General features: G+C 32.5%; 15 protein-coding genes. 9 read left to right on the plus strand and 6 right to left on the minus strand.

The window, feature by feature from the left end; genetic code table 11:
* Positions 1-199: 199 nt before the first annotated feature.
* The gene (locus DCO46_RS13875; protein ID WP_116753114.1) at positions 200-652 is read left to right on the plus strand and encodes a DUF1569 domain-containing protein; all 453 of its coding nucleotides are present in this window, start codon (positions 200-202) and stop codon (positions 650-652) included.
* Between the two features lie 28 nt (positions 653-680).
* A complete protein-coding gene (locus DCO46_RS13880) occupies positions 681-1,115 on the plus strand; it encodes a nuclear transport factor 2 family protein (protein ID WP_116753145.1) in 435 nt (144 codons plus the stop codon).
* A gap of 2 nt (positions 1,116-1,117) precedes the next feature.
* Here DCO46_RS13880 and DCO46_RS13885 read toward each other — a convergent pair whose 3' ends face one another.
* Together DCO46_RS13885 and DCO46_RS13890 are read right to left on the minus strand one after the other, a co-directional pair.
* Positions 1,118-1,762 (minus strand): endonuclease III domain-containing protein, encoded by a 645-nt coding sequence (locus tag DCO46_RS13885; RefSeq protein ID WP_116753146.1) that lies wholly within the window; start codon positions 1,760-1,762, stop codon positions 1,118-1,120.
* Between the two features lie 43 nt (positions 1,763-1,805).
* Positions 1,806-2,672 (minus strand): alpha/beta fold hydrolase, encoded by an 867-nt coding sequence (locus tag DCO46_RS13890; RefSeq protein WP_116753115.1) that lies wholly within the window; start codon positions 2,670-2,672, stop codon positions 1,806-1,808.
* A 115-nt stretch (positions 2,673-2,787) separates the two neighbouring features.
* On the opposite strand from DCO46_RS13890, the gene DCO46_RS13895 reads away from it, so the two are divergent.
* The 6 genes from DCO46_RS13895 (at position 2,788) to DCO46_RS13920 (ending at position 12,360) form a co-directional block, all read left to right on the plus strand.
* Positions 2,788-4,215: a glycogen synthase gene (locus tag DCO46_RS13895; protein ID WP_116753116.1), complete on the plus strand. Its 1,428-nt coding sequence runs from the start codon at positions 2,788-2,790 to the stop codon at positions 4,213-4,215.
* Positions 4,205-5,485, plus strand: a complete 1,281-nt coding sequence (locus DCO46_RS13900; RefSeq protein WP_116753117.1) for a glucose-1-phosphate adenylyltransferase — start codon at positions 4,205-4,207, stop codon at positions 5,483-5,485. The genes DCO46_RS13895 and DCO46_RS13900 overlap by 11 nt, the downstream gene beginning before the upstream one ends.
* 38 nt (positions 5,486-5,523) lie before the next feature.
* A complete protein-coding gene (glgB, locus tag DCO46_RS13905; RefSeq protein WP_116753118.1) occupies positions 5,524-7,428 on the plus strand; it encodes a 1,4-alpha-glucan branching protein GlgB in 1,905 nt (634 codons plus the stop codon).
* Positions 7,429-7,621: 193 nt separating this feature from the next.
* The gene (locus tag DCO46_RS13910) at positions 7,622-10,021 is read left to right on the plus strand and encodes a glycoside hydrolase family 31 protein (protein WP_116753119.1); all 2,400 of its coding nucleotides are present in this window, start codon (positions 7,622-7,624) and stop codon (positions 10,019-10,021) included.
* Positions 10,022-10,106: 85 nt separating this feature from the next.
* Positions 10,107-10,916 (plus strand): M48 family metallopeptidase, encoded by an 810-nt coding sequence (locus tag DCO46_RS13915; RefSeq protein ID WP_116753120.1) that lies wholly within the window; start codon positions 10,107-10,109, stop codon positions 10,914-10,916.
* Positions 10,917-11,055: 139 nt separating this feature from the next.
* The gene (locus tag DCO46_RS13920; protein WP_116753121.1) at positions 11,056-12,360 is read left to right on the plus strand and encodes an MFS transporter; all 1,305 of its coding nucleotides are present in this window, start codon (positions 11,056-11,058) and stop codon (positions 12,358-12,360) included.
* Positions 12,361-12,459: 99 nt separating this feature from the next.
* On the opposite strand, the gene DCO46_RS13925 is transcribed toward DCO46_RS13920, so the two are convergent.
* From DCO46_RS13925 to DCO46_RS13940, 4 genes are read right to left on the minus strand one after another with little or no spacing between them, the layout of a single operon-like run.
* Positions 12,460-13,185 carry a head GIN domain-containing protein gene (locus DCO46_RS13925; protein WP_116753122.1) on the minus strand — a complete coding sequence of 242 codons (726 nt, stop codon included), beginning with the start codon at positions 13,183-13,185 and terminating at the stop codon, positions 12,460-12,462.
* A gap of 15 nt (positions 13,186-13,200) precedes the next feature.
* A complete protein-coding gene (locus tag DCO46_RS13930; RefSeq protein ID WP_116753123.1) occupies positions 13,201-14,259 on the minus strand; it encodes a hypothetical protein in 1,059 nt (352 codons plus the stop codon).
* Complete coding sequence (locus DCO46_RS13935) at positions 14,243-14,785, minus strand: anti-sigma factor (protein ID WP_116753124.1); 543 nt, start codon at positions 14,783-14,785, stop codon at positions 14,243-14,245. The genes DCO46_RS13930 and DCO46_RS13935 overlap by 17 nt, the downstream gene beginning before the upstream one ends.
* Positions 14,782-15,336, minus strand: coding sequence for an RNA polymerase sigma factor (locus DCO46_RS13940; RefSeq protein WP_116753125.1), 555 nt, complete (start codon positions 15,334-15,336; stop codon positions 14,782-14,784). The genes DCO46_RS13935 and DCO46_RS13940 overlap by 4 nt, the downstream gene beginning before the upstream one ends.
* 223 nt (positions 15,337-15,559) lie before the next feature.
* On the opposite strand from DCO46_RS13940, the gene DCO46_RS13945 reads away from it, so the two are divergent.
* Positions 15,560-16,249 carry a hypothetical protein gene (locus tag DCO46_RS13945; RefSeq protein ID WP_116753126.1) on the plus strand — a complete coding sequence of 230 codons (690 nt, stop codon included), beginning with the start codon at positions 15,560-15,562 and terminating at the stop codon, positions 16,247-16,249.
* The last annotated feature ends 183 nt before the right edge of the window (positions 16,250-16,432 follow it).

Genomic DNA, 16,432 nt, shown 5'->3' on the forward strand with positions numbered 1-16,432 from the left:
TAAAAAAAAATAAAATAATATATTTAAATTCTAATAATTTTGTAGAGTATGTCGTCGCCTTTCTTTTGAAAACCCTATCCAAATCGGATAGGGTTTTTTTGTGTCCAGTAACAACTTATTTGTGTTAAATTTCGTATTAAATAAAAGAAAATCTCTAAATTTTAATACTTTTGTTTTATTATTACTTTCTTAAATTATAATGAAAAATATTTTTTTAAAAGAAGATACTTTTGTGTTTATTAATCGCATAAACAAACTAACTCCTGATGCTAAAGCATTATGGGGAAAAATGAGCGTTAGTCAAATGCTGGCACATTGTAATGTATCTTACGAAATGGTTTATGAAGATATTCATAAGAAACCTAATAATTTTATGAAGCTAATATTAAAACTATTCATAAAAAATAAAGTAGTTAATGACACACCTTATACAAGAAACAGCCCAACTGCGCCTCAGTTTATTGTAAAGGATGAACGTAGTTTTGAAATTGAGAAAAATAGATTAATAAATTACCTTATCAAAACTCAGGAATTAGGTGCGGATGCATTTGAAGGAAAGGAATCTCATTCTTTTGGAAAATTAACTTCAAAGGAATGGAATAACATGTTTGCCAAACATTTGGAGCATCATTTGACTCAATTTGGTGTTTAATATTAATAATCAATTAAACTTATTTGCCATGAAGAAATATTTAATATTAATTTTTCTCTTTATCGGAGTGTCATCAGTAGCTCAAAAACAAGATGTACAAAAAGTTATTGAAGATTTTTTTGTTGCATTTCACCAAAAGGATACAATTAAACTAAAATCTGTCTGTTCTAATAAAATTATTCTGCAATCAATTAGTGAGAGTAAAACTAAAGGCAATAAATTGACAAATGAATCTAGTACTGAGTTTTATATTTCTATTTCATCAATACCTTCAAATATGAAGTTTAATGAAAAAATATTGAGCTATACTATTCAGGTTGATGGTACTATGGCTCATGTTTGGGCTCCTTATGAGTTTTATATTAATGATAAATTAAGTCATTCAGGAGTTAATACGTTTACCTTGTTCAAAGAAAAAGATAATTGGAAAATTATTTATTTAATTGATACGCGAAGAAAATAGTTTTAAATGATGTGAGTTTGATAATATAAACAGTCATCAGCCATTAAGCAGATTTCACATTTCGGATTTGGTCTGCATATTTCTCTTCCTAAAAATGAAATTGCCATACCTATTTCTGACCAAATTTTCTTTGGAAGGACTTTCATAAGTTCTTTTTCTACCTTGTTTCCATCTTTACTTTCTTTTATTATTCCTAGTCTCGGTGCTACACGTATCACATGAAGATCGGCAATTATACCTTCTGCGGGTTGATTGGTTTCTCTAAGAATAACATTAGCTGATTTCCGTCCAATTCCTTTTAGAGCAGTCAATTCTTCCATTGTAGATGGAATATTTTCGTCTTTTTTGATAATTTGCGCTATTTCAAGTAACCAATTTGCTTTGGTTGGATAATTTCTGACTTTGCTTATATACGGAATAAATTTTTCAGAATCTGTTTTGGATAAGCTTTGAAGTGTTGGGAATTTTTCAAATAACTCTGGTGCTATCTTATTTATATTTGCATCAGAATCCTGCGCAGATAGTACTACCATTACAAGTAATTGATAGGTGTTTTGATAATCTAAAGGATGTTTCTTACCTTTATATTTCTTTAGAAGTGGTTTAAGTACTTCTCCCCAGTCCTTTGTTTCTGCAAATAAATCCATAATAGCTCCTTTAAACATTAATAAAAATGTAAGTATTATAAAGTTAGTTACTTTTAATAAAATCTAAGATTTTTTTAATAACAATTTTATTTCTTAATATTTTTCTATGCCCTAATTTATCGGTAAGAAACAAACTTCCGTTTTCTAAATGTTTATGAATATGAATTCCGGCTTTGACAGGTACTTCCGGATCATCGTTATCATGAATCACTAAAACAGGAACTTTAATTTTTGCAGAGGCTCTATATGCTGAATAATTGTCCATTACAGTTTGATATTTATTTTCAAAATATTCGCGTAGAAGCTGGCTGATCTTTGGCTTTAATTCTAATTTAGAAATAAAATCATCCAAAATTTCCTGTACGATATCTCCACTGCCAATTACAACGGCCTTATTTACTTTTAAACCATCTTTTATTGCATTTAAAACTGACATTCCTCCTAATGAATGTCCAATTGCAATTTCAAAAGGACCATAATTTTTATCGATTTCTAAAATTGATTCTATAAAATCAGACATTATTGTTGTTTTTCCTTTGGATTTTCCGTGAGCAGGGGCATCAAAACTTATTGTTGAATATCCGTTATGTAAAAGCTCATCGGCAATTTTAAATAATTGTGTCCCTCTTCCTGACCACCCATGTACTAATAAAATCTTACGGTCACTTTTTCCAAATTCATAAACAACAATATCCTTATTAATTTTGGGAATATGAATTGTATGCTGGATGCTTTTACGATCCATTTCTAATTCTCTTTTAGGAACTTTATGTTTTATTGGAGTTGTAAAAAGTCTTGCCGCATATTTTGTAACCAATTTAGTAGAAATAAAAGCGCATATTTTGCAGGATAGTATTATAACGCGTGGTATTTTTAAAGATTGAATAGGATTGGAAGTCTTTTTTGCCATTTTAATAATTTTTATTTCGAAGTCAGAATTTGTTTATTTTTTCCTAAATTTAAGGAACATAAAAGTAGTACAAATAGTAAATGTTTGATTCAAATAAAAGGGAATTTAATTTTAAATGGAAATATTTCATATAAGTGCAGAATGCTATCCAATGGCGAAAGTTGGCGGTCTTGCCGATGTTGTTGGTGCATTACCTAAATATCAAAATAAAGCAGGTCATCAGGTGCGTGTTGTTGTACCTTGTTATGATACTAAATTTTATAGCCAGAATGAATTTGAATGTGTTCATTGGGGAACAGTTAAGTTAGGGAATTTACAATTTCCGTTTAGCGTTCTAAAGGAAACCACAGATCAATTAGGTTATGAATTATATTTAGTTGAAATAAAGGAATTATTTGATCGGCCTAATATTTATGGTTACGAAGATGATATAGAACGATTTATGTCGTTTCAAATTGCAACTTTAGACTGGATTTCCCAACGTGATTCAGTTCTTGAGATTATAAATTGTCACGATCACCATACAGGGTTAATTCCTTTTATGATAAAATATGCTTATAAATATGAAAAATTAAAGGCTGTAAGAACAGTAATTACAATTCATAATGGCTTATATCAGGGATGGTTTGGATTTGATAAATTACATTATCTGCCGGAATTTGATTTAATGCATGCAGGATTTTTAGAATGGAACAATTCTCTGAATTCGTTAGCGGTCGGAATAAAGTGTGCACATGCAGTGACTACTGTTTCACCAAGTTATTTAAATGAAATTAATATTTCAGCAAATGGTTTAGAATCATTGTTTAAGTCGGTCCGATATAAATCAAAAGGAATTTTAAACGGAATTGATTTTGAAGTCTGGAATCCGTTAAAAGATAAAATGATTAATGAAAATTATGATGTTCTGACTTTCTTGACCGGAAAACAAAAGAATAAAGAACAGTTATGTGAACAATTTGATTTAGATCCTTCAAAACCTTTGTTTAGTTTTATTGGGCGTTTATTTGAAGAAAAAGGAGGTGATTTACTTCCGCAGGCAACGGCTTTGGCATTATCAGAAAATTTTGAAAAAATAAATATCCTGATTCTTGGTTCCGGAAATGCAGAAATTGAATCTCAATTGATACAGTTGCGTAATGATTATAATGGCAATTATAATGTATTTATTGGTTATAATGAAGAGTTGGCACATTTGATTTATGCAGGTTCAGATTTTATACTAATGCCTTCCAGGGTTGAACCATGCGGTTTAAATCAGATGTATGCACTTCGATATGGTACTGTACCTATTGTACGCAGAACAGGCGGACTTCAGGATACTGTAATTGACTTTGGTGATGATGGAAACGGAATCTGCCATGATCAGGCTTCCGTTGGTGACATTTGCTATTCTATTAAGCGTGCTGTCAAACTTTATAAAGACAAAACACATTTTAATAAAATAATTGAAAAAGGGATGAATACGGATCATTCCTGGGAAAGGGTTTGTGAGGAATACATCGAAATATACAACTTAATAATTCAGCAAAATGAAGTTTAAAAAGAAAAATGTAGTTGCCATTATTTTAGGAGGAGGACAAGGATCGCGTTTGTTTCCTCTAACCGAAACGAGGTCAAAACCTGCCGTTCCGATTGGCGGGAAATACAGATTAGTCGATATTCCAATTTCAAATTGTATTAATTCTGATATATTTAAAATATTTGTATTGACACAATTTAATTCTGCATCTTTAAATGCACACATAAAGAATACTTTTAATTTTAGTATTTTCAGTCAGTCTTTTGTCGATATTTTAGCAGCAGAACAAACTCCCGACAATCCTACCTGGTTTCAGGGAACTGCCGATGCAGTTCGACAATGTATGTCACATTTTCTTAAACATGACTTTGATCACGCCTTGATTTTATCGGGTGATCAATTGTATCAGATGGATTTTAACGAAATGCTGGAAGCTCACATTGCAAACAATGCAGAGATTTCTATTGCGACATTGCCTGTAAATGCAAAAGATGCTCCTGAGTTTGGAATTTTAAAAACCAATCATGAGAATGTTATTGAAGCTTTTATCGAGAAACCAAATGCGTCACTTTTGCCTGAGTGGGAATCTGAAGTAAGTGAAGAAATGCATGCAAAAGGCAAAAAATATCTGGCTTCGATGGGGATTTATATTTTCAATAAAGACCTTTTAGTAAAATTAATGGATAATCAGGAAACCAAAGATTTCGGAAAAGAAATTATTCCTGATGCTGTTGGTAAACATAAAATTTTAAGCTATCAATATGAAGGTTACTGGACCGATATTGGAAATATTGAATCTTTTTTTGAAGCTAATATTGGTCTGACAGCCGATATACCGGAGTTTAATTTGTTTGATAATGACAACAAAATTTTTACCCGCCCAAGATTGCTTCCGCCATCAAAATTTAGAAATTCAATTATTAACCAATCGTTGATTTCTGAAGGTTGTATTATTAATGCCAAGGAAATTAAAAGTTCAGTAATCGGTATTCGTTCCAGAATTGGCGAAGGAACTATTCTTGAAAATTGTTATGTGATGGGTAATGATTTTTACCAGGATCTTGATGAATTGCATCATGAAAATGAGAACAACAAAATTAATGTGGGTATAGGAGAAAACTGTTTTATCAAAAATGCTTTGGTAGATAAAAATGTTCGAATTGGAAACAATGTTCACATCAACGGAGGTAAGCATTTAGATAATTTTACAAATGAATTATATAGTATTAAAGACGGAATTGTTGTGATTAAAAAAGGAGTTGTTCTTTCTGATAATTTCAGGATCGAATAAAAAAAATAAAATTTTAATAGTTGCCTTAAAAACCAAATATGAATAAAGTTATTACGCATTCTCTTTTTACTGATTTTGACATCAATTTATTCAAAGCCGGAAAACATTACAAATTGTATGAAAAACTCGGTGCACATTTGATTGAGGTCGATGGAATAAAAGGAGTTTATTTTTCGGTTTGGGCACCAACGGCAGGTTCTGTTTCTGTTGTTGGAGATTTTAATTACTGGACACAGGGTGAACATGAACTTCAGGTTCGCTGGGATTCTTCCGGGATATGGGAAGGTTTTATTCCCAATATTGAAAAAGGTGCACTTTACAAATATAAAATTCAGTCTAATGATGGAATTGTAACTGAAAAAGCGGATCCTTTTGCACGCTATTGCGAAAAACCACCCCATACAGCTTCTGTAGTCTGGGATTTGGATTATAACTGGAAGGATGAAAACTGGATGCAGACCCGTAAACAAAATAATGATTTAGATAAACCTTATTCTGTTTATGAAGTCCATTTGGGATCCTGGAAACGTGCAGACCACAATAGATTTTTGACCTATCTGGAACTTGCTGACGATTTAGTTAACTATGTAAAAGAAACGGGTTTTACGCACGTCGAATTTATGCCGGTTATGGAATATCCTTATGATCCTTCGTGGGGATATCAATTGACAGGATATTTTGCACCAACTTCCCGTTTTGGAAAACCACAGGATTTTATGGTTTTGGTTGATAAGTTTCACCAGGCCGGGATTGGGGTAATATTGGACTGGGTTCCGTCTCATTTTCCTGATGATGCACATGGTTTAGGCTTCTTTGACGGTTCAAATTTATATGAACATCCTGACCGAAGAAAAGGCTATCATCCTGATTGGAAAAGCCTTGTTTTTAATTATGGACGAAATGAAGTCCGCGCTTTTTTAATCAGCAATGCGGTTTTCTGGCTTCAAAATTATCATGTTGACGGTTTGCGTGTAGATGCTGTAGCCTCGATGTTGTATCTGGATTATTCAAGAAAAGAAGGAGAATGGGAGCCTAATATTTTTGGTGGAAGGGAAAATCTTGACGTTATAAGTTTCCTTAAAGAATTTAATGAGGTTATCTACGCTAATTTTGATGGAGTTCAGACCATTGCAGAAGAAAGTACTTCTTTTCCTATGGTTTCCAGACCCACATTTAGTGGCGGTTTAGGTTTTGGGATGAAGTGGATGATGGGCTGGATGCACGATACGTTGCAATACTTTCAGAAAGAAACGGTTTATAGAAAATATCATCAAAATGAATTGACCTTTTCTATGACGTATTCTTTTACAGAAAACTTTATGCTGCCTTTTTCTCATGACGAAGTAGTATATGGAAAAAAATCTATAGCCAGCAAAATGCCCGGTGATGAATGGCAGAAATTTGCCAACTTACGCTTATTATATGGTTACATGTTTACACATCCCGGAGCTAAACTTTTGTTTATGGGATCTGAATTTGGGCAGAGCGATGAATGGAACTTTGAAAAGAGCCTGGACTGGCACTTATTGCAATATGATTATCACTCGGGAATAAAAAAAGTCATCACAGATTTAAATCAATTATATAAATCACAACCGGCATTGTATGAGAAACAATTTAGCAGTGAAGGTTTTGAATGGATAAATTATTCTGATCATCAAAATGCAGTTCTGACCTACATTCGGAAAGGAAATAATGCCAAAGAAAATTTAATCATAGTCTGTAATTTTACTCAGGTCGTTCGTGAAGACTATCGAATTGGAATTCCTCAGAAAGGAAATTTGGTTCCCGTTTTTAACAGTGACGATAAAAAATATGGAGGTAGCGGAGTTGGAAATTCAGAAACTCTAAAAACTGAATTGTCTGCTTATGACGGAAGGGATTTTTCTGTGCAATTAATTTTACCTCCTTTGAGTGTTATTGTATATGCTTTTGAAAATTAACCAAAATTAATCAAATGAGATTTTGTCAATTTTACGTTCGTAAATTATCAATTTTTTGATTTCAGAATATCTAATTTAGCAGACATGCAGAAAAAACGTTTTCGTGAATAAACCTCATATTTATAGAGGCTTATCAAGTTTTTTTGTATGTTTGGAATTATAGACAGAGTTATAAATTAATTCATTAGGTGATATGATTACGAATACATCATTAGAATATAAAGGCGATTTATATCCATCCAGAATCGTTTCGTATGAGCATGACGGGGATTCCATTTTTTTTAATACGGACAACAAAGTTATCTTAAAAGTCACTATTCTCAGAGACAGTTTAATTCGTTTTCGTTTTACAACCAAAGGTTATTTTAGCAATGATTTTTCGTATGCAATTGATAAAACACAATTGCATGGTTATAATTTTCTTGAAGTTACTGAAGAAGAAACCTATTTTCAAATCAGAACAAGCAAGGTAAAATGCAAAATTCAGAAAGCAGATCTCCGTTTATCCATTTATGATTTAAATGATATTCTGATTCTCGAAGACGAACTTGGTTTTCATTGGGAAGAAAGCTACGAATATGGCGGAAATATCGTAAAAATGAGTAAATCATCAAAAGATGGCGAATGTTTTTACGGCTTAGGAGACAAAGCCACTCAAATGAATTTAAAAGGCAAAAGAGTTGAAAATTTTGCCACAGATCAATATGCTTATCAAAAAGATCAGGATCCTTTATATAAAGTTGTGCCCTTTTATATTGGTTTGCACAATAAACAATCCTACGGAATCTTCTTTGATAATACCTTTAGGACTTTTTTTGATTTTTGCCAGGAAAGAAGAAATGTAACCAGTTTTTGGGCAGAAGGAGGCGAAATGAATTATTACTTCATTTACGGCCCTCAGATGCAGGATGTGGTTACCACTTATACAGATTTAACAGGTAAGCCAGAATTACCGCCACTTTGGGTTTTGGGTTATCATCAATGTAAATGGAGTTATTATCCGGAAAGCAAAGTAAAAGAAATTACTTCGAAATTCAGGGAGCTTAAAATTCCATGCGATGCTATTTATCTGGATATTGATTATATGGATGGTTTCCGATGTTTTACCTGGAACAAAGACTATTTTCCGGATCCAAAAAGAATGGTGGCAGAATTAGCAGAAGATGGATTTAAAACCGTTGTTATTATAGATCCCGGAATTAAAATCGATAAAGAGTATTCAGTTTATAAAGAGGCACTGGAAAATGATTATTTCTGCAAAAGAGCCGACGGCCCTTATATGAAAGGAAAAGTATGGCCGGGTGAATGTAATTTTCCGGATTATACAAATCCTGCAGTCAGAGAATGGTGGGCTGGATTATTTAAAGAATTAATTTCAGATATTGGTGTAAAAGGGGTTTGGAATGATATGAATGAACCCGCCGTTATGGAAGTTCCGAATAAAACATTCCCGATGGATGTTCGTCATGTTTATGACGGAAACCCTTGCAGCCACAGAAAAGCGCATAATATCTACGGAACTCAAATGGCAAGAGCCACCTATCATGGTGTTAAACGTTTTGCATATCCAAAAAGACCTTTCGTAATTACAAGATCTGCTTATTCAGGCGCACAGCGTTATACGTCATCCTGGACAGGTGATAATGTAGCAACCTGGGAACATTTATGGATTGCTAATATTCAGGTACAGAGAATGTCTATTTCCGGAATGGGTTTTACAGGTTCTGATATTGGAGGTTTTGCAGAACAGCCAACGGGAGAACTATATGCGCGTTGGATTCAGTTAGGCGTTTTTCATCCGTTTTGCAGGACACATTCTTCCGGGGATCACGGCAATCAGGAACCCTGGGCTTTTGATGAAGAAGTAATTAATATTACCAGAAAATTTGTGAGTCTTCGTTATCAGTTATTACCTTATTTATATACCATGTTCTGGCAATATATCGAAGAAGGTATACCTATGCTCAAGCCACTTGTTTATTACGATCAGGATGACACACAGACACATTATCGCAATGATGAATTTATATTCGGAAATCAGATTTTAGTTTGTCCAATTCTTGAACCTAATGCTGTAGGAAGACGTATGTATATTCCAAGAGGCGAGTGGTATAACTACTGGACAAATGAACTTTCTATCGGTGGAAGAGAAGTGTGGGTTGATACTAAATTTGATGAAATTCCAATTTTTGTAAAAGCCGGTGCCATAATTCCGAAATATCCGGTTCAGCAATACGTTGGAGAACTGGAATTTGATGAACTGACGCTTGATTTGTATTTTAAAAATGGGAAAGAAAAATCGTTTGTCTATGAAGATTCCCAGGATGGTTATGATTATAAAAAAGGGCGTTACAGTTATTTGTCATTTCAAACAATCGGAAAAGAAAAAGAACTTATTGTTCAGTTGCATAAAGAAGGAAAATTTGAAACGAATTACTCTAAATTTAAAATCAACTTAATTGGACTGCCTTTTAAAGTTACTGAAATCGAAATTGACAATGAAACTATTGATTTTAATGCCATAAGTTTTTCTGAAAATAATTATCTTATCATTAATAAAGAGTTTAGTGAATTACACCTTATTGGAGAATAGCTTTATTTTGATATTTTTTCTTAAAATTATATAAAAGGCAATTTCATAATATTTGTATTTTTGTTTAGTCTAAATACCAGAAATTATGAAAAAATATTTATTAGGAGGAATAGTAACTATTCTTTTCGTTGCCTGTGCAACAAATCCGATTACTGGGAAACAGAATTTAAATTTTGTTTCAAACAGCGAGTTATTTCCATCTTCATTTCAACAATACAATCAGTTTTTGACAGAAAATAAAGTTATAACAGGAACAGCAGATGCAAAAAGAGTTGATCTTGTAGGGTCAAGAATTAAAACTGCTGCAGAAAAATACCTGACTTACCTTGGGCAAAGCCAGTATCTGAAAGATTATCGTTGGGAATATAAGCTGGTTGATAATAAAGAAGTAAATGCATGGTGTCTTCCAGGAGGAAAAATTGTTGTTTATTCAGGAATTTTACCAATAACTCAGAACGAATCCGGCCTGGCAACCGTAATGGGACATGAAGTGTCTCACGCATTAGCCAATCACGGTGCGCAGAGAATGAGCGCAGCACAACTTCAACAAATTGGAGGCGTAGCTTTGGGAGCTGCAACCAGTGGTAAATCAGAACAAACACAACAAATATTTTCACAGGCATATGGTCTGGGTACAGAAGTAGGAGTGATGTTGCCATTTAGCAGAAGTAATGAAACGGAAGCTGACAAAATTGGATTAACACTTATGGCAATTGCCGGTTATAATCCAGACGATGCCGTTACATTCTGGAGCAGGATGTCTGCCAAATCAGGGGGAGCAGGAACACCGGAATTTATGAGTACACACCCGTCTGATGCTACAAGGATTGCTAATATAAAATCGTTGATACCCGAAGCAAAAGCGATTGCTCTTAAGGTAGGAATTATTAAATAAGCGTAAATAAATGCAAATGAAAAGCTATTCTGTTTAGAGTAGCTTTTTTTTTGTAAAAAAAACTTCGTTCTTAATACTTAAATAATGGATTCTTAATAAAAAAGAGATAAATTCGTAGCCAATTAACAAAAACCAATTTATGAAAAACCTAAAAAAAGGGGATAAAAAGCTTTTGAATGCCTGGGCATTTTATGACTGGGCCAATTCAGTTTATACACTTACAATCGCATCAGCAGTGTTTCCTATATTTTATGAAGCATTGTTTCCAAAAAACAATCATTACATTGATGTTTTTGGTCTTCATCTAAAAAATTCGGCATTAATTAGTTTTATTACTGCTTTTGCATTTTTAGTAATTTCTTTTATTTCACCTTTATTATCCGGAATTGCCGATTATGTGGGAAATAAGAAATCTTTCATGAAGTTTTTCTGCTACGTTGGAGCTTTATCCTGCATGGGGTTATATTGGTTTGATCTGGAAAATATTTATGTTGGATTGTTATTTTATTTTTTAGGATTGATTGGTTATTGGGGAAGTTTGGTTTTTTATAATTCTTATCTTCCTGATATTGCTTTTGATGAACAACAAGACAGAATAAGCGCAAAAGGATATTCTCTGGGTTATATCGGAAGTGTCATTTTATTAGTCGTTAATTTGATTATGATAATGGGTGCCGAAAGTCCGGAGGCAAGGATGCAGGCAATGAAATATTCTTTTGTAATGGTGGGAATATGGTGGATTTTATTCAGCCAGTATACTTATTATTATTTGCCAAAAGGGAGTAAAGAAACAACTCAGAAATTAACTAAAGATGTTATTTTTAATGGCTTTAAAGAACTGAAAAAAGTCTGGGCACTTCTAAAAGAGGATGTTCCATTGAGAAGATATCTGGGCGGATTTTTTGTATCAAGTATGGCTGTGCAAACCGTGATGCTGGTTGCAACTTATTTTGGAGCCCAGGAAATCCAGTGGTCTTCTGAAGAAGAAAGTACAATTGGTCTGATCAAATGTATTTTAATAATTCAGTTAGTGGCAGTAGTAGGAGCTTATTTAACTTCAAAAGCTTCAGCAAAATTTGGAAACATTCCGGCTTTAATTTTTATTAATATCATCTGGGCCGTATTTTGCGCTTTAGCTTATTTTATTACATTACCAATGCATTTCTACGTAATGGCAACTGTTGCCGGATTTGTAATGGGTGGAATTCAGGCTTTATCACGTTCTACTTATTCCAAATTATTGCCTGAAACAGAAGACACAACATCATTCTTTAGTTTCTATGACGTTGCCGAAAAGATAGGTATCGTAATCGGAATGTGTGTTTATGGTATTGTTGATCAGATTACCGGAAGCCCGCGTGCCGCAATTGTAATTTTAGCGGTCTTTTTCGTAACTGCTATTTTCTTGTTGCGAAGAATACCAAAGAATGCTACTTCAAAATAAAACAAAATAGCATTTTCGATAAATAAAAAACGTCATGAGCTCAGAGTTCATGACGTTTTTCTTTTCAACCTTTTATCTGCTTAAAGTATTTTCTTTTAGTTATGCTTTAGAAATATTTCCAGATCCCGAAACCTTCACATCGCGTTTTTCCGGATTTCCTACATATTTGATATTTCCGGAACCGGAAACTCTGGCAGTTAAGTTTTCGTTACAGTTTACCTTGCTGTTTCCTGAACCCGAAACATTCACATCAATATTTTTTGACTTTAGGTCAGAGGCATCAATATCTCCTGAACCTGAAAGTTTGCTGCTAAAGTTTGAAGTATTTCCTGTTAGTCGCACATTCCCTGAGCCGCTTACATTCAGATCCAGATCATTTGAATTTACACCAAGATTAAAAATTCCTGAGCCTGAAAGTTTTACTGAAAATTTATCATTTTTAATGTCATTTTTCGTCTGAATATTTCCTGAACCGGATAAGTTTAATTCAGATATTTTCTCAAAAGGTACTGTAAGGTGTATTTTTTTGCCTGATCGGATATTTGTATTCTTCTCAATATAAATTTTTAGTGTGTTTTCTTCAACTTCCACTTTTACAAATGAGAGTAGATTTTCTTCTCCTTTAATTGAAATATTTCCCTCTTTGCCTGAAACTAAATCGATATCAAAAGATCCGGAAACCTTTATGGCATCATAATCGGCTGTATTTCGGGTTTGGGAAACTATTTTTCCGTTTCCTTTTACTTTTTGATTTGACCATTGTGCATTTGCTATAAAACTTAAAAGAAATACACCACAAACTAATAACTGAACTGATTTTTTCATTTTTTTGATTTTTGATTATTTTTTGGTTAGAGTTACGCTTCCGTAATTAGAATTTACAATAAGCTTGTTTTGACCTTTTTTCTTATTGAACCCACTTATTCTCTTAGTATTACTTCTGTTTTCTGTTACTGAAACATCCAAAGAGTTATCATTTTTAATATTTCCATATCGGGTATTGATATCAAAATCGAATGCGTAATTTGTATCATAACCCAGTGAAACATCCGTATAACCGCAATTAATATTTACATTATTTGCCCTGTCCGTTATTGTAGAAACATTTATTTTACTGTAATTGGTATTTACATTTATACTGTTTGAAATTTCGGCTATAGCAATTGTAAGGTAATTTCCTGATCCTGAAAATGAGTTTATTTTTTGCAGTTTGAAGTTTCCGTAATTACAATCATATTTGATGTTTTCTCCTTCAGACATAACCAGATCCGAGTAACTTGTGTCCAGATTCAGATTTCCTGATTCAATTATTTTTAATCCTGAATAACGCGCTATGATATTACCGCTTTTGATGTAGTCTATGCTTGAATTTTGGCAATAGGCAATTTCAATACGATTGTTGGTACCATTTAATTTTCCAAGCGCAACTTTACCGTATTTACAAGATATATCCGTTGCAGACTCTACACTTACGATATTAATATTTCCGTACTTATTATCCAGTTTTACCGTTCCGTTTTTAGGAATTTTAATAACATAATTGATCTCAAAACTATTACTGCTTCCTCTGCTTTTTAAAGAAGAATTTCCAATAGATGTAATGGCAGTAACCATAGATTTTAATGCCGTAATGTCAATATCAATGCTGTTAAGCCTTTCGTTTACCCAGTTTTCATTTCCTCCGGTAACTTTAATCGTAATATCCAGGTCAATTTTGTCCTCGTCCCAGGTACTTACCGAAATATTTCCATACTTATTTTCAATATTAATCCCGGCATTAGAGTTAACGATATATGTTTTTTTGATGTTTTTTTGTTTTGAAATAGCAGTTTCATCATTTGAAAATCCAAGGAATGGAATTAATATAAATAGAATTAAGATGTTATAATGTTTTTTCATGAGTTGTTGTGTTTTTTAAATTTTCGTTTTCTTCAATTCGCTTTAAAACCGTTTGTAAAAATGAAATACGGGTTTGCAGATTGCTGATCATCGCATAAATAATTTGTTTGTTCTCTCCATTTTTTTGCAGTTCATTTATGATTTTCTGATAATCGGCATCAAAAACTTTCATTTGAGTTAGAGCATCATTTATGATCTGTTCGTTTTCCGGAGAACTTTTTTCTTTTAGTTTAACTAATTCATTGTCTATTAAAATATTGAAAATAGAATCAGTTCTTTTGGTTTCTTTAGATGCGAATTTAAATTCTCTTGGTTTTTGATTAATGTTATAAAAAATTGATATTCCCAGCAACAAGACTATCGAAGCGGCAATTCCTAAAACGGCATAATAATTCTTTTTAGGTTTCTTTTTATTGTTTAATTTATTTAAGAAATCAAGCTGATGATCAGAATTTATTTCCTGTACATCCCATTGATTTTCAAACTTTTGAAATAATTGGTCTAAATTGTCATTTTCCTTTTTCATATATCCTCTAATTTTTTTCTTAAACTTTCTTTTGCCCTGCTCAGTGTTGTTCTGCAATTTGCATAACTGATATTCAAAATTTCGCAGATTTCATCCTGATCATAGCCTTCAATGTAAAAAAGTGTCAATACCATTCGATAGTTATCTTTTAAGCTTAAAATAGTATCTAATACCTGTTTTACTTTTAAGGAATTCAAATCAATACTTTCAGAAAAAAAGCTGTCGTTTTCCTCTATTTTATAAAGAGTTTTACTTAAGTCTTCGACCTGAAAAGCATTATTTTTTTTATAAAAGTCAATACTGTAATTGACGATTATTTTTTTTAACCACGCCCCAAAGGCAACTTCCTGCCTGTAGTCGTTAATTTTTGTAAAAGCTTTCAAAAAACCTTCCTGCATGACGTCTTGTGCAAAATGTTCGTCTTTTACAATTCTGTAAGCTACATTATACATAGCCTTACAATAGCGATTGTAAACTTCGAATTGTGCTTTTTGATTATTCTCTTTACAAAGCGTGATTAATTCTTCGATATTTTGGTTCGTTATATTCAAGTAATTATTGCTGGTTTATTATAATGACTTTACTTGTTTTGATTTTGTTACAGTTTTGATAAAATATTTTTCAAAAAATAAATATTTTTTAGAAATATGCATATTAAGTATTGATTTTTAGTGTTTTAAACATATCTGGGCCTTAAGAATTATTTTGTTAAAAATAAGTGAAAATATCTACATCGTTTACTATTTTTGACTCACCAAAAACAATTCTAATACTATGAAAAAAATTAAAAGCTTTGCACTTATGACACTTTTTGTGTCCGCGTCATTATTTACGTCATGTTCTAGTGATTCAGAAAATGAGGAACAAAATCCGGAAACTTCCCAGAACGATTATTGGCCGACAGCAGTTGGTAATCAATGGGTTTTAAACCAGGGAGGAAATGAAACTACAATGAAAATCCTTAGTGCACAAAACGTAAACGGAGAAACTTATTTCAAATTTGATAAGTTTATTACAGCTTCCAGCGAAGTTTCTGGCTCTGCTTCAGCTTCAATTAAAAAAGTACAGGGAGATTATTATATTAAAATGGATGATATTAATATTAGTGCTAATGGTTTTACAGGAAAGATCAGTGGCTATGAGTTTATTTTCTTTAAAGATTATTTGGATGTAAATAAAACCTGGACAGGAAGCTACACGCAAGTCACAACATATACAGGTATACCGAGTATAACTACGAACGTAGAATATACAGGTACAATTATAGAAAAAGGTGCAACTGCTACTGTAAAAAATGTTACGTATAAAGATGTTGTAAAATTTACATTAACACTTGAAACTTCAATGGAAGGACAATCTGCGGGTTCAACCGATGCTGAATACTGGGTTGCAAAAGGAGTAGGCGTGATTAAGTTTTCTTTTAATGATACATCTTCTGAATTAGTTTCTTATAAGCTAAAGTAAATTATTTATAGATTAAGATTTTAAAAGCCGAAATTCGTTTCGGCTTTTTTATGCATTTATTTTGGATAATTCAAATCTGACATTTTTTGGTTTTGGCATAATGATTGTCTATTTTTATGGCCTAACTTGTAAATGACACCCTTCTCGTTATTTTGCTAAAACGAATTAACATGAGATTTTATT

Source organism: Flavobacterium sp. HTF (assembly GCF_003105115.1).
Taxonomy (GTDB): Bacteria; Bacteroidota; Bacteroidia; order Flavobacteriales; family Flavobacteriaceae; genus Flavobacterium.

Coding starts and splice junctions, on each gene's coding strand:
- DCO46_RS13875 (WP_116753114.1), top strand. CDS start 200: ATGAAAAATATTTTTTTAAAAGAAGATACTTTTGTGTTTATTAATCGC.
- DCO46_RS13880 (WP_116753145.1), top strand. CDS start 681: ATGAAGAAATATTTAATATTAATTTTTCTCTTTATCGGAGTGTCATCA.
- DCO46_RS13885 (WP_116753146.1), bottom strand. CDS start 1,762: ATGGATTTATTTGCAGAAACAAAGGACTGGGGAGAAGTACTTAAACCA.
- DCO46_RS13890 (WP_116753115.1), bottom strand. CDS start 2,672: ATGGCAAAAAAGACTTCCAATCCTATTCAATCTTTAAAAATACCACGC.
- DCO46_RS13895 (WP_116753116.1), top strand. CDS start 2,788: ATGGAAATATTTCATATAAGTGCAGAATGCTATCCAATGGCGAAAGTT.
- DCO46_RS13900 (WP_116753117.1), top strand. CDS start 4,205: ATGAAGTTTAAAAAGAAAAATGTAGTTGCCATTATTTTAGGAGGAGGA.
- glgB (WP_116753118.1), top strand. CDS start 5,524: ATGAATAAAGTTATTACGCATTCTCTTTTTACTGATTTTGACATCAAT.
- DCO46_RS13910 (WP_116753119.1), top strand. CDS start 7,622: ATGATTACGAATACATCATTAGAATATAAAGGCGATTTATATCCATCC.
- DCO46_RS13915 (WP_116753120.1), top strand. CDS start 10,107: ATGAAAAAATATTTATTAGGAGGAATAGTAACTATTCTTTTCGTTGCC.
- DCO46_RS13920 (WP_116753121.1), top strand. CDS start 11,056: ATGAAAAACCTAAAAAAAGGGGATAAAAAGCTTTTGAATGCCTGGGCA.
- DCO46_RS13925 (WP_116753122.1), bottom strand. CDS start 13,185: ATGAAAAAATCAGTTCAGTTATTAGTTTGTGGTGTATTTCTTTTAAGT.
- DCO46_RS13930 (WP_116753123.1), bottom strand. CDS start 14,259: ATGAAAAAACATTATAACATCTTAATTCTATTTATATTAATTCCATTC.
- DCO46_RS13935 (WP_116753124.1), bottom strand. CDS start 14,785: ATGAAAAAGGAAAATGACAATTTAGACCAATTATTTCAAAAGTTTGAA.
- DCO46_RS13945 (WP_116753126.1), top strand. CDS start 15,560: ATGAAAAAAATTAAAAGCTTTGCACTTATGACACTTTTTGTGTCCGCG.